Origin of the sequence: Caballeronia sp. LZ034LL (assembly GCF_031451215.1) — a bacterium.
In the GTDB taxonomy this organism is placed as follows: Bacteria; Pseudomonadota; Gammaproteobacteria; order Burkholderiales; family Burkholderiaceae; genus Caballeronia.
On sequence record NZ_JARUXR010000001.1, the window covers coordinates 1,056,172 to 1,069,121 of the forward strand.

Annotated in this window: 8 protein-coding genes; 4 read left to right on the plus strand and 4 right to left on the minus strand. The window is 64.8% G+C overall.

Going from position 1 to position 12,950, the window contains the following annotated elements; all coding sequences use genetic code 11:
• Nucleotides 1–12: 12 nt before the first annotated feature.
• The 4 genes from QCE83_RS04805 to fixL all read right to left on the minus strand — a co-directional run bounded on the left by QCE83_RS04805 (nucleotide 13) and on the right by fixL (nucleotide 5,964).
• Entirely contained in the window at nucleotides 13–894 is an 882-nt protein-coding gene (locus tag QCE83_RS04805) for a DUF2950 family protein (protein WP_309807922.1), read from the minus strand.
• Nucleotides 895–953: 59 nt separating this feature from the next.
• Nucleotides 954–2,372 (minus strand): DUF3300 domain-containing protein, encoded by a 1,419-nt coding sequence (locus QCE83_RS04810; RefSeq protein WP_404984726.1) that lies wholly within the window; start codon nucleotides 2,370–2,372, stop codon nucleotides 954–956.
• A gap of 431 nt (nucleotides 2,373–2,803) precedes the next feature.
• Entirely contained in the window at nucleotides 2,804–3,439 is a 636-nt protein-coding gene (gene fixJ / locus QCE83_RS04815) for an oxygen response regulator transcription factor FixJ (protein ID WP_008350478.1), read from the minus strand.
• Nucleotides 3,436–5,964, minus strand: a complete 2,529-nt coding sequence (fixL, locus tag QCE83_RS04820) for an oxygen sensor histidine kinase FixL (protein WP_309807923.1) — start codon at nucleotides 5,962–5,964, stop codon at nucleotides 3,436–3,438. Before fixL ends, fixJ begins: the two co-directional genes overlap by 4 nt.
• Between fixL and QCE83_RS04825 the strand changes: the two genes are divergently transcribed.
• The 4 genes from QCE83_RS04825 (at nucleotide 5,918) to lpdA (ending at nucleotide 12,816) form a co-directional block, all read left to right on the plus strand.
• A complete protein-coding gene (locus tag QCE83_RS04825) occupies nucleotides 5,918–6,106 on the plus strand; it encodes a hypothetical protein (protein ID WP_309811781.1) in 189 nt (62 codons plus the stop codon). The two genes, fixL and QCE83_RS04825, sit on opposite strands and share 47 nt — an antisense overlap.
• A 137-nt stretch (nucleotides 6,107–6,243) precedes the next feature.
• Nucleotides 6,244–8,937: a pyruvate dehydrogenase (acetyl-transferring), homodimeric type gene (aceE, locus tag QCE83_RS04830; protein WP_309807924.1), complete on the plus strand. Its 2,694-nt coding sequence runs from the start codon at nucleotides 6,244–6,246 to the stop codon at nucleotides 8,935–8,937.
• A 78-nt stretch (nucleotides 8,938–9,015) separates the two neighbouring features.
• On the plus strand, nucleotides 9,016–10,653 hold the full coding sequence (aceF, locus tag QCE83_RS04835) for a dihydrolipoyllysine-residue acetyltransferase (RefSeq protein ID WP_309807925.1): 1,638 nt from the start codon (nucleotides 9,016–9,018) through the stop codon (nucleotides 10,651–10,653).
• A gap of 102 nt (nucleotides 10,654–10,755) precedes the next feature.
• A complete protein-coding gene (gene lpdA / locus QCE83_RS04840) occupies nucleotides 10,756–12,816 on the plus strand; it encodes a dihydrolipoyl dehydrogenase (protein WP_309807926.1) in 2,061 nt (686 codons plus the stop codon).
• Nucleotides 12,817–12,950: the final 134 nt, after the last annotated feature.

A 12,950-nucleotide genomic window follows, 5' to 3' on the forward strand; every position in this document is an offset into this window, starting at 1 on the left:
GTCGCGTCCTTCTTACGGCGCGACCGGCCGCCAGGATGCACCAGGAGCGGTAAGCGAAACCTTCGAGGCCAGCTCGGCCGATTTCGCTCCGAGGTCCTTCTCGAAAAGCTGTCCGTCCTGCTTCACGAGAAAACTCATCACCCCCGTCTGGCCGTAACGGGCGGGAGTCGCGATCAGTCCGACACCGCCGCCTTGGGCCGACAGGATGCGGTAGTGATAGCCGTAATAGCCATCCGCCGCGCTCGGCTTGTTCGGCATCTCCGCGGCCAGCGGGCCGAGCGGGCTTTCCGGTTCGCCCGCCGCCGTTTCCCAGTAGAGGCCGTCATGCTTGCCCGGCGTGCTGACGAAGCGGTCGGCGTAGCGCCCCTGCTTGTCGTGGAACTCCTTCTGTGCGGCGACATAGGCGAGCGCGACCTGCATCGCCGAACGCTCGTTGCGGCCGATACGCCGCGTAAGCACTTCGTCCCGCGCGGCGGGCATGTCGAAGCGCCAGCCGCTCGCCACCTTCACGAGCGGAATCGGCAGCGTCCAGCCGCTAGTGCCGACCTCGATGTGCGCGGCAGGGCGGCCGTCGAGCGGCTGCGGGTCATCGACGATGCGATGCTGCTGCGCCCAGGCGCCGAGATACGCATAGTTGTCCTGTTCGCCGATGCTGTCGGTGGGAACGTAGTGCGCGTGGTCTTTGCCGAGGACTATCGAGAGCGCGCGTTCGTCGTTGCTGGCGATGGCGTCCGTCAGCGCCTGGGCCGCGGCCTCGGTGCTCGGATAGACAGCCTGCGATGCGGCTTGAGCGTGCGCCATGGTCGCGCTGAACGCGAACGAGGCGAACGACGCGGCGAGCACCGCGCCAAGCAAGGCTTTTTTCGGTAAGGCGAAAGTGTGGATAGGGGTCATCTCAGGCTCCTTGAGCGGTCGTTCGCCGCGTGCGCGGCGCGTAGGCATGGGTAGGTTCATCAACGGCGATGGAAGCCTCCGCCGCCATGGAATCCGCCGCCGCCGAAGCCGCCCGGATGCTGTATTCCGCCACCACCGCCGCCCAGTCCGCCGCCTTCGTGCTGGATGCCGCCACCGCCGCTGCCGAGACCGCCGCCCTGACGCTGCACGCCGCCACCGCCGCTGCCGAGACCGCCGCCTTGGCGCTGCACGCCGCCGCCGTTCGCGCCGGGCCGGCTTTGCGTCCGGTTTGCGTACGACTGCCGGCTTGCCTGTCCGCGCTGCATGTCCTGCCGCGCGGCGTTGCCGTCGCCGGCGCCGCGCAGTGCATTGTCGCGGTTGACGCTCTGCGCGCGCTGCTGGAGGTCGCTGCGGTTGAGCGCATTCTGACCGCCGCCCTGGCGGATGCTCTGCGCGCGCTGGCTGGCCGTCTGATTGAGGTTCTGGCCGGTGCGTTGCTGCAGCGTCTGCGCAGCCTGCGCGCGTGCGTCCTCGCGGCCGCGGAACTGGCCGGCATTCGCGCCGAGATTGGCGTTGTTGAAATTGTTCTGCCGGCTGCCGAGGTTGTTGCGGTTGAACTGCGGGTCGTTGCGATTCCAGCGCACATTGTTGCTGTTCGCGTTGATGCGGTTGTTCACGTTGATGTTGTTGTAGCGGTTCACGTTGACGTTGACGTCGCCGTGATTCCAGTCGCAGTTGCCCCACAGCGAATTGGCGACCGCGATGCCCGCGCCGAAGGCCAGGCCCGACACGAAGCCGGTCGCGATGGCGTAGCCGGGCGGGGGCGGCACGTAGACCGGCGGATAGGCCGGATAGGGCCACGCGCCGTAGACGACCGTCGGGTTATAGGTGGGCACGTAGACCACCTGCGGATTGGCCGGCACGATTTCGATCCGGGTCGTGCTGACGGTGCTGGTGGTGCCGGTGGTGCTCGGCGCCTGCTGCACCACGACGGTCTGCTGCTCGTTGCTCTTCAGGTTGCCCGCGCCTTGCGCTGCGCGCCGCAGACGCTGCACGGAGTCCATGACATCGCTGGGTTGCGCGATGAAGGCATTGCCGAGCTGCGCGGTCCAGTCGATCTTGGACGCCAGGGTCGCGAGCGCCTGCGGGAACGCCACGAGCGATTGCACGCTCGGATCCCACGGCTGGGACTGCACGGCGCGGACGGCGTCGTCGCCCTTTACGTTCGTGTTGGCCTTGGACCATGCATCCGCATCGGTGACTTGCGCGGGATAGGTCGACGCCATCAGCACCTGGGCAAGCAGGGCATCGGGATACAGCGCGATCGGCGCGGTCAATGCGTCGAGCTGCTGGCTGGAGAGCTTCTGCATCGGGGTTGCCGCGACAGGCTGCGGAGGCACTTGAGCCGGCACCTGCGCCGGCACCTGAGCCTGAGCCTGCGCATAGTACGGATGCAGATACTGGACCGCGACGGGCACGGCGACCAGCGCCGCGCTGAGCGCCACGATGCGGACCGTACGCTTGCGCGACGGCGAACCGTTTGACGTCGGATTGGAAGGGTTGCGTTCCACGATCAGGTCCTCCGGTGCGCGGTGCCCGCGACAGGTGAGGAAGAGGGAAACGGGAGATGCTCGGCATCGAGCCCGGCGGCTGCGATGCCAAACGTTTGCTGGCCGAGCCAGGACGCGAGGGACGTCTTGTCGCGCATGACGTTGTCCGGTAGTTAAGGCCCGCAGACGTTACGTTCGGGCCCCAAGGTGTGTCAACGTGATTGAGGAAATATCACGTTTCACTGTTACGGACAACGGAATTCAGACCGGGGAAGAGAGGGCGTGGAGGCGCCGGAACCGGCGCACCATGACAACGCGGCCGGCATGTCGATGCCGGCCGCGTGAGGGGAACAGCGCGCTTACTGCTGCGGCTTGTTGGAGAGCGCGAGGCGCAGCAGGTCGGCGACGGTATTCACGGAGAGCTTCTCCATGATGTTCGCGCGATGCGCCTCGACGGTCTTGATGCTGATGCCGAGATCGTCGGCGATCTGCTTGTTGAGCCGCCCGGCGATGATGCGTTCCAGCACCTGATGCTCGCGCGCCGTCAGCTTGCCGAGCCGCTCGGCGGCGGCGCGCTGCTGTTGCACGCTGGTGCTTTCGCTGCGCGCCTTCTCGAGCATGCGCTCGACCAGCTTGCGCAATTCGGCTTCGTCGAACGGCTTTTCGATGAAATCCATCGCGCCTTTCTTCATGGTCGAAACGGCCATCGGCACGTCGCCGTGACCCGTCACGAAAATGATCGGCAGCAGCGAGTTTTCGGCGATCAGCTTTTCCTGCAGCTCGAGCCCCGTCATGCCGGCCATGCGCACGTCGAGGATCAGGCACGAGATCGCGCCGGAATGGGCGATCGGCAGGTACACGTCGAGGAAGGACTCGGCGCTCGAAAAGCACTGCACGCGATAGCCGTTTGCCTCGAGCAGCCAGCGCAAGGAATCGCGCACCGCTTCGTCATCATCCACGACGAAGACGGTTTCCTGAGTGGTGACTGTGCTCATAGTTCTCCCGTAACGGTTTGTTGTCTCGTATGTTCGTCTTGAGCGGACCCGTCCGTGCCCGAACCGTCCACCTGGCCGATCGGCAGGCTGCAGTGGAAGGTCGCGCCGGTCACGTGACCGTCCGCCTCGACGTTGTTGACCACCCAAAGTCTTCCGCGATGCGATTCGATGATCGAGCGGCAGATATTCAGCCCCATGCCCATGCCGTCGGACTTGGTGCTGTAAAACGGTTCGAACAGGCGCTCGGCGGTGGCTTCGTCCACGCCCGGGCCCTGGTCGACCACGCTGATGCAGACAAAGCCGCCGTCCATGCGCTGCACGATGACGCGGATCACCGGATCGATGGCATGTGGTTTCGCATCATGCATCGCTTCCGCTGCGTTTTTCAACAGGTTCACCAACACTTGTTCGATCAAAACCGGATCGACGTAGATCACCGGCATGCGCGAGCGGATTTCCGTGACGATGCGGATCTTGCGTTTGCGCGCCTCGATCTCGGCGAGACCCACCGCGTCCGCGACGATATCCGCAACGCGCGTGGCCTGGCGTTTCGGTTCCGAACGCTTCACGAACTCGCGGATACGCTTGATGATCATGCCTGCGCGCACCGCCTGCTGGGCGGTTTTTTCGAGCGCCGGCAGCAACGTTTCCTGCGTCATGCGGCCGGATTTGACCAGCGCGACGCAACCTGAGCAGTAATTGTTGATGGCGGCGAGCGGCTGGTTCAGTTCGTGGGCGAGCGAGGACGCCATTTCGCCCATCGTCATCAGGCGGCTCGTGAACTGGAGCTTTTCCTCTTGCTGGTGCGCGAGTTCCTGGGCCTGCTTGCGCTGCGTGATGTCGGTGGCGATCTGCATCTGCGCGAGATGACCGTCGACCCACTGGATGTACTGGCGGCGCACCTCGAACCATTTCTGGATGCCCTCGACATACACTTCCTGCGCGTCCGCCGAGCTTTCGGTCAGCGCGGTGGCGGGCAGGCCGGCGTAGGTGTCGACCATGTCGATGGTGTCGGACGAACTCTGCGAGGTGCCGTCGAAGGCGGCGCCGGCGAGTTCCAGATGGCCGTCCGGCCGAATGCCGAACAGATGCCGGTAATAGCGGTTCGCGAACAGCAGTTCGGCTTCGTCGGCGGCGAGCACGGAGACGGCGGCGTCGAGGCTTTCGAGCACCGTGGTGAAGCGTTCGTGCGCGGCGGCGAGTTCCTCGCGGGCGCGCTTCGGCTCGGTGATGTCCGTCATCGACGACATCCAGCCGGTCTGGCGTCCCGAACTGTCGATCAGCGGCGAAACGTACAGGCGCGCATGGAAGAACGAGCCGTCCTTGCGGCGCACGCGCAGCTCGAAGCCGGACGAGGGCGCCTTGCCGCGCAGGGTCATGTCGAGCTGGCGCTGCATTTCCGGATAGGCGTCGCGCGGCCAGTAGGGGAACGGCGCGTTCTTGCCGACCAGATCGCTTTCGTCCCAGCCCGTCATGCGGCAGAAGGCGGGATTCACGTGCGTGATGCGGCCGTGCATGTCGAGCACGCGCATGCCGATCAGCACGGAGTTCTCCATCGCGCGGCGGAAGAAGGCCTCGGCGTAGAGCGCCTGCTGCGCCTCGAAACGCTGGCGGGTGTGCTTCCAGAGACTCCACAGGCTCCACAGCACGAAGCACGACAGGCCGGCGACGAGCCACACCAGCGTGTTGTTGGTGAAGTTGGTGAGCTGCGGATACGAATAGACGCGCACCGACAAACCCTGGCCCGGCGGATCGAGCGGCAGGTCATAGAACATGTCGCGCGGCAGGCGCGGGCGGCTCGACGTGGTCGCGAGCTCGCGGTTGTTCAGGTCGGTGATGGAGATCTTGTACTTCGCCGACAGTTCGCTCGGAATGTCGTGCTTCAGGATCCCTTCGATGGAAAACACCGCGGCAATCGAGCCGAGAAACTCGCGGTCGCGGAACACCGGCGTCTGCAGCGTGATATAGCCGTTGCCGAGGTCGTCGTAGAGCAGCGGCGAGTAGACCTGGCGGCGGGTGTTGCGGGCTTCGTCGAAGGCGGCCTGCACGGCCTCGTCCATCTGCGTGTCGTTGGGCTTCGCGAGGCGCGAACCGAGCAGCGGCAGCGGCGTATTGGGCCAGCGCGGCTTGTGCTCGCTGGTGTACCAGTTCATGTAGAGGATCTCGGGATGCCCCTGCATGATGTCGGTGGATGCGGTCTGGAAATTCTGCGGGTCGCCGTGACCGCCGGCGATGTCGCGCGCGAGCGCCTGGATCTGTTCCTGCGCGCCGGTCATCGACAGGCGGATCTGCTGCTGCGCCCACGCCACATTGCGATACAGCGTGTCTTCCTGCTGTTGCTGCTCGCGCCGGTTGAGGCTCCACAGGATCAGGCTCATGACGACCAGGAACACCAGGATCGAGATGAGTGGCGTGAGCAAATAGGAGTTCGACCACCACGGGCCGTGGTGCCAGCGGGTAGACGACGAGTCAGACGGCTTGCGCCCGCCCTTCGCCGAGCGTTTGATCAGCCGTTCGGTCAACATGCGTGCGATTGTAACGCAGCACCTGATTGTTAATTGGCGTAAAAAGACAGGGAAGACCGCCCAAACGCCGCAAAAGGAGGAGAAACGTCTGATAAAAAAAGCCTTACCGGACGGTGCATTGCAGCATTTTTTCGTATTATGAGATTAGCTCTCATGATTTGAAAAATTCCTTGCGTCTTGATCTAGACCCTCTTTAGAATTGCCGGCACGCGGCCGGGCCCGCTTTTTTACGGGCGCGCGCCAGTGGTTCAAGAGTGTTCCTCACATCAGGAGACGAGCATGTCCGCTGTACCCGACGAAGTTCTCAAATATGTCGCCAACGCCAAGGACGACGATCCCCAGGAAACCGCCGAATGGCTCGACGCGCTCGACGGCGTGATTTCCGCGGTCGGCCCTGATCGCGCGCATTACCTGATCGAGAAACAAATCGAATTCGCTCGCGTGCATGGCGAGCACCTGCCGTTCTCGGCGAACACGCCGTACATCAACACGATCCCCGTCGCCTCGCAGTCGAAGATTCCGGGCGACCAGGACGTCGAACACCGGATTCGCTCGTACACGCGCTGGAACGCCATCGCCATGGTGCTGCGCGCGGGCAAGGACACCAACGTCGGCGGCCACATCGCCTCGTTCGCGTCGGCCGCGACGCTCTATGACGTCGGCTTCAACCACTTCTGGCACGCACCGTCGAAAGACCATGGCGGCGACCTCGTGTTCGTGCAGGGCCACTCGTCGCCGGGCGTGTACTCGCGCGCGTTCCTGCTCGGCCGCCTGACCGAGAAGCAACTCAACAACTTCCGCCAGGAAGTGGGCGGCGAGGGCATCTCGTCGTATCCGCATCCGTGGCTGATGCCGGACTTCTGGCAGTTCCCGACCGTGTCGATGGGCCTCGGCCCGATCATGGCCATCTATCAGGCGCGCTTCATGAAGTACATGGCGGCGCGCGGCATCGCGAAGACCGAAGGCCGCAAGGTCTGGGCGTTCCTCGGCGACGGCGAGACGGACGAGCCGGAATCGCTCGGCGCGATCGGCATGGCCGGCCGCGAGCGTCTCGACAACCTCGTGTTCGTCATCAACTGCAACCTGCAGCGTCTGGACGGCCCGGTGCGCGGCAACGGCAAGATCATCCAGGAACTCGAAAGCGAGTTCCGCGGCGCCGGCTGGAACGTCATCAAGGTGATCTGGGGCAGCCGCTGGGATGCGCTGTTCGCACGCGACAAGACGGGCGCGCTGATGCGCCGCATGATGGACGTCGTCGACGGCGAGTACCAGACCTACAAGTCGGAGTCGGGCGCGTTCGTGCGCGAGCACTTCTTCAACACGCCGGAACTGAAGGCGCTGGTGTCCGACTGGTCCGATGAAGACATCTGGAACCTGAACCGCGGCGGCCACGACCCGCACAAGATCTACGCCGCCTTCGACGCCGCCACCAAGACGAAGGGCGCGCCGACCGTCATCCTCGCCAAGACCATCAAGGGCTATGGCATGGGCGAGCACGGCCAGGCGATGAACATCACGCACCAGCAGAAGAAGCTGCCGATCGACACGCTGAAGAAATTCCGCGACCAGTTCCGCCTGCCGCTGACCGACGAACAGATCGCCGACGTGCCGTACCTCACGTTCGAGGAAGGCTCGAAGGAACTGGAATACATGCGCCAGAAGCGCATGGACCTGGGCGGCTATCTGCCGGCGCGCCGCGAGAAGGCGGAATCGCTGCCGGTGCCGGCGCTCAGCGCATTCGAGCCGCTGCTCAAGGGCACGGGCGAAGGCCGCGAAATCTCCACGACGATGGCCTTCGTGCGCGTGCTCAACATCCTGTTGAAGGACAAGGCCATCGGCAAGCGCATCGTGCCGATCGTGCCGGACGAGTCGCGCACCTTCGGCATGGAAGGCCTGTTCCGCCAGATCGGCATCTGGAATCAGGACGGCCAGAAGTACATTCCGGAAGACTCCGACCAGCTGATGTTCTACAAGGAATCGGAGACCGGCCAGATCCTGCAGGAAGGCATCAACGAAGCTGGGGGCATGTGTGACTGGATCGCAGCCGCGACGTCGTACTCGACGCACGGCGAGATCATGATCCCGTTCTACATCTTCTATTCGATGTTCGGCTTCCAGCGTATCGGCGACCTGGCCTGGGCCGCGGGCGACATGCGTTCGCGCGGCTTCCTGCTGGGCGGCACCGCGGGCCGCACGACGCTCAACGGCGAAGGCCTGCAGCACGAAGACGGCCACTCGCTGCTGTGGGCGGCGTCCGTCCCGAACTGCGTGAGCTACGACCCGACCTTCGGCTACGAACTCGCGGTCATCATGCAGGACGGCCTGCGCCGCATGGTCGCGGAACAGGAAGACGTGTACTACTACATCACGGTGATGAACGAGAACTACGAGCATCCGGCGATTCCGCAAGGTGACGCCGTGGCCGCCGACATCATCAAGGGCATGTACGCGTTCAGGAAGTCCGACGCGCCGGCCAAGGCGCACGTCCAGCTGATGGGCGCGGGCACGATCTTCAATGAAGTGATCGCCGCCGCCGACCTGCTGAAGAACGACTGGGGCGTGTCTGCCGACCTGTGGAGCGTGCCGAGCTTCACCGAACTGGCCCGCGAAGGCCAGGCCATCGAGCGCTACAACCTGCTGCATCCGGCGGAAGAGAAGCGCGTGCCGCACGTGACGAAGCTGCTGACGGGCGCGAAGGGTCCGGTGATTGCATCGACCGACTACATCCGGGCGCTGACGGACCAGATCCGCGCGTTCGTGCCGCAGAAGTTCGTGGTGCTCGGCACCGACGGCTACGGCCGCTCGGACACGCGCGAGGCGCTGCGCCACTTCTTCGAGGTCGACCGCTACTGGGTCACGCTGGCTGCGCTCAACGCGCTCGCCGACGAAGGCACGATCGAGCGCAAGGTCGTCGGCGAGGCGATCAAGAAGTACAACCTCGACCCGTCCAAACCCAACCCGATGACCGTCTAAAGGCATCGCCCCCGTGTGTTGTGACGTGGCCTCTTTCCGAAGCGGAGAGAGGCCGCGTGCAACCAGGAGACACTAATAATGAGTCAAGCGATCGAAGTCAAAGTGCCGGACATCGGCGATTTCAAGGACATTCCGGTGATCGAGGTTCTGGTCAAGCCGGGTGACACCGTCGAGGCCGAGCAGTCGCTCGTCACGCTCGAGTCCGACAAGGCGACGATGGACGTGCCTAGTTCCGCCGCCGGCACCGTGAAGGAAGTGAAGGTCAAGGTCGGCGACAACGTGTCGGAAGGCACGCTGATCGTCGTGCTGGAAGGCGGCGCCGCCGAAGCGCCGAAGAAGGAAGAAACGAAGCAGGAAGCGGCCGCCGCGCCGGCGCCCGCCGCTGCACCCGCGCCCGCGGCTTCCGGCGGCGGCGTGGTCGAAGTGAAGGTGCCGGACATCGGCGACTTCAAGGACATTCCGGTCATCGAGATCGCGGTCAAGGTCGGCGACACGGTCGAGAAGGAACAGTCGCTCGTCACGCTCGAATCCGACAAGGCCACGATGGACGTGCCGTCGCCTGCCGCCGGCACCGTCAAGGAGCTGAAGGTCAAGATCGGCGACAACGTGTCCGAAGGCACGCTGATCCTCGTGCTCGAAGGCGGCGCAGGTGCATCGGCGCCGGCCGCTGCTCCCGCTCCGGCCGCGAAGACCGAAGCGGCGCCGGATGCGCCGGCCAAGCCGGCCCCCGCGAAGGAAGCGCCGTCCGCGCTCGCGCAGGCGCCCGTGATGCCTGCCGGCGACGGCACGCGTTCGTCGAGCCATGCCTCGCCTTCGGTGCGCAAGTTCGCGCGCGAACTCGGCGTGGACGTGGCGCGCGTGCGCGGCACGGGTCCGAAGGGCCGCATCACGCAGCAGGACATCACGAGCTTCGTGAAGGGCGTGATGTCGGGTCAGGGTGCAGCGCCCACAGCGGCGGCTCCGGCCGGCGGCGGTGGCGGCGAACTCGGCCTGCTGCCGTGGCCGAAGGTCGATTTCACGAAGTTCGGCCCGGTCGATCCGAAGCCGCTGTCGCGCATCAAGAAGATCTCGGGCGCGAACCTGCATCGCAACTGGGTCATGATTCCGCACGTCACCAACAACGACGAAGCGGACATCACCGAGCTCGAGGAACTGCGCGTCAAGCTCAACAAGGAGAACGAGAAGGCCGGCGTGAAGTTCACGATGCTGGCGTTCGTCATCAAGGCGGTCGTGTCTGCGCTGAAGAAATTCCCGACCTTCAACGCCAGCCTCGACGGCGACAACCTCGTCTTCAAGCAGTACTACCACGTCGGTTTCGCAGCCGATACGCCGAACGGCCTCGTCGTTCCGGTGATCCGCGACGCCGACAAGAAGGGCCTCGTCGACATCGCGAAGGAAATGGCGGACCTGTCGAAGGCGGCGCGCGACGGCAAGCTCAAGCCCGACCAGATGCAGGGCGGCTGCTTCTCGATCTCGTCGCTGGGCGGCATCGGCGGAACGAACTTCACGCCGATCATCAACGCGCCCGAAGTCGCGATCCTCGGCCTGTCGCGCGGTCAGATGAAGCCCGTGTGGGACGGCAAGCAGTTCGTGCCGCGCCTCACGCTGCCGCTGTCGCTGTCGTATGACCATCGCGTCATCGACGGCGCCGAGGCCGCGCGCTTCAACGCGTATCTGTCGGCGATTCTGGGCGATTTCCGTCGCGTCATTCTTTGATCGTTTGATCGGGGCCGCGTCCGGACCTGCGGGTCCGGGACCGCGGCCGGCCGACGGGGACCGGCAATGTCCGGTCCAACCGCTCTTTTCTTAGGGGACACCATGAGTCTCGTCGAACTAAAAGTACCCGACATCGGCGACTTCTCCGATGTCGATGTCATCGAAATCCATATCCAGGCCGGCGACCGCATCGAGAAGGAACAGGGCGTCATCACGCTCGAAACCGACAAGGCCACGATGGAAGTGCCCGCCGACGCGGCCGGCACGATCAAGGAAGTGAAGGTCAAGCAGGGCGACAAGGTTTCGCAGGGCACGGTCATCGCGATGATCGAGACCGAAGGCGCGGCTGCTGCGCCCGCGGCGGCTCCGGCTGCTTCGGCACCGGCCGCGGCTCCCGCTGCAAGCGGCGCCGTGCAGGACGTGAAGGTGCCGGATATCGGCGACTTCAAGGACATTCCGGTCATCGAAGTGCACGTGAAGCCGGGCGACACGGTCGAGAAGGAGCAGTCGCTCATCACCCTCGAGTCCGACAAGGCCACGATGGACGTGCCTTCGCCCGCTGCCGGCACCGTCAAGGAAGTGAAGGTCAAGGTCGGCGACAACGTGTCGGAAGGCACGCTGGTCCTGACGCTGGAAGGCGGCGCAGCCGCAGCGGCCGCACCGCAGAAGGCGGCTCCGGCAGCGGCTCCCGCTGCCGCCCCGGCTGCATCTTCGGCGCCGGCGCCGCAGGCCGGTTCCTATTCCGGCACGGCCGATGTCGAATGCGACATGCTCGTGCTCGGCGCCGGCCCCGGCGGCTATTCGGCGGCCTTCCGCGCTGCCGATCTCGGCATGAAGACCGTACTCGTCGAACGTTATGCGACGCTCGGCGGCGTGTGCCTGAACGTCGGCTGCATTCCGTCGAAGGCGCTGCTGCACACGGCGCTCGTCATCGACGAAGCCGCCGAACTCGCCGCGCACGGCATCAGCTTCGGCGAGCCGAAGATCGACCTCGACAAGCTGCGCGGCTTCAAGGAAGGCGTCGTCAAGAAGCTGACCGGCGGCCTCGCCGGCATGGCGAAGGCGCGCAAGGTGCAGGTGATGACGGGCGTCGGCAATTTCGTCGATCCGTATCACATGGAAGTGCAGGGTGCCGACGGCAAGAAGGTCGTCAAGTTCAAGCAGGCGATCATCGCGGCCGGTTCGCAGGCCGTGAAGCTGCCGTTCTTCCCGGACGATCCGCGGGTCGTCGATTCGACCGGCGCGCTCGAACTGCGTCAGCTGCCCAAGCGCATGCTGGTGGTGGGCGGCGGCATCATCGGCCTGGAAATGGCCACGGTCTATTCGACGCTTGGCGCCGATATCGACGTGGTTGAAATGCTCGACGGCCTGATGCAAGGCGCGGACCGCGATCTCGTGAAGGTCTGGGAGAAGTTCAACGCCAAGCGCTTCGGCAACGTCATGCTGAAGACGAAGACCACGAAGGCCGAAGCGAAGGAAGACGGCATCTACGTGACCTTCGAGGGCGAGAAGGCGCCGGCCGAGCCGCAACGCTACGATCTCGTGCTGCTCGCGGTGGGCCGCAGCCCGAACGGCGGCAAGATCAGCGCGGACAAGGCGGGCGTGGCGGTGACGGAGCGCGGCTTCATCAATGTCGACAAGCAGATGCGCACCAACGTGCCGCACATCTTCGCGATCGGCGACCTGGTCGGCCAGCCGATGCTCGCGCACAAGGCCGTGCATGAAGGCCACGTCGCGGCGGAAGCGGCGCACGGCGAGAAGGCGTACTTCGATGCGCTGCAGATTCCGTCGGTGGCCTATACCGATCCGGAAGTGGCCTGGGCCGGCAAGACGGAAGAGCAGTGCAAGGCAGAAGGCATCAAGTTCGGCAAGGCGGTGTTCCCGTGGGCCGCTTCGGGCCGCGCAATCGCCAATGGCCGCGACGAAGGCTTCACCAAGCTGATCTTCGACGAGGAAACGCATCGCGTGATCGGCGGCGGTATCGTCGGCCTGAATGCGGGCGACCTGATCAGCGAAGTGTGCCTCGCGATCGAGATGGGCGCGGATGCCACGGATATCGGCAAGACGATCCATCCGCACCCGACGCTCGGCGAATCGGTCGGCATGGCGGCGGAGCTGTATGAAGGAGTCTGCACGGACTTGCCGCCGCAGCGCAAGAAGTAAGCTCTCTACGCGTTGAACCAACGCAAAAGGCGCGCTCCTGCAAGGGAGCGCGCCTTTTTTCATGCGTCTTTTCATGTGCGCCACGGGCAATAAAAAACCCGGCACAACGGCCGGGTTTTCCTGGTGCTTGGTCA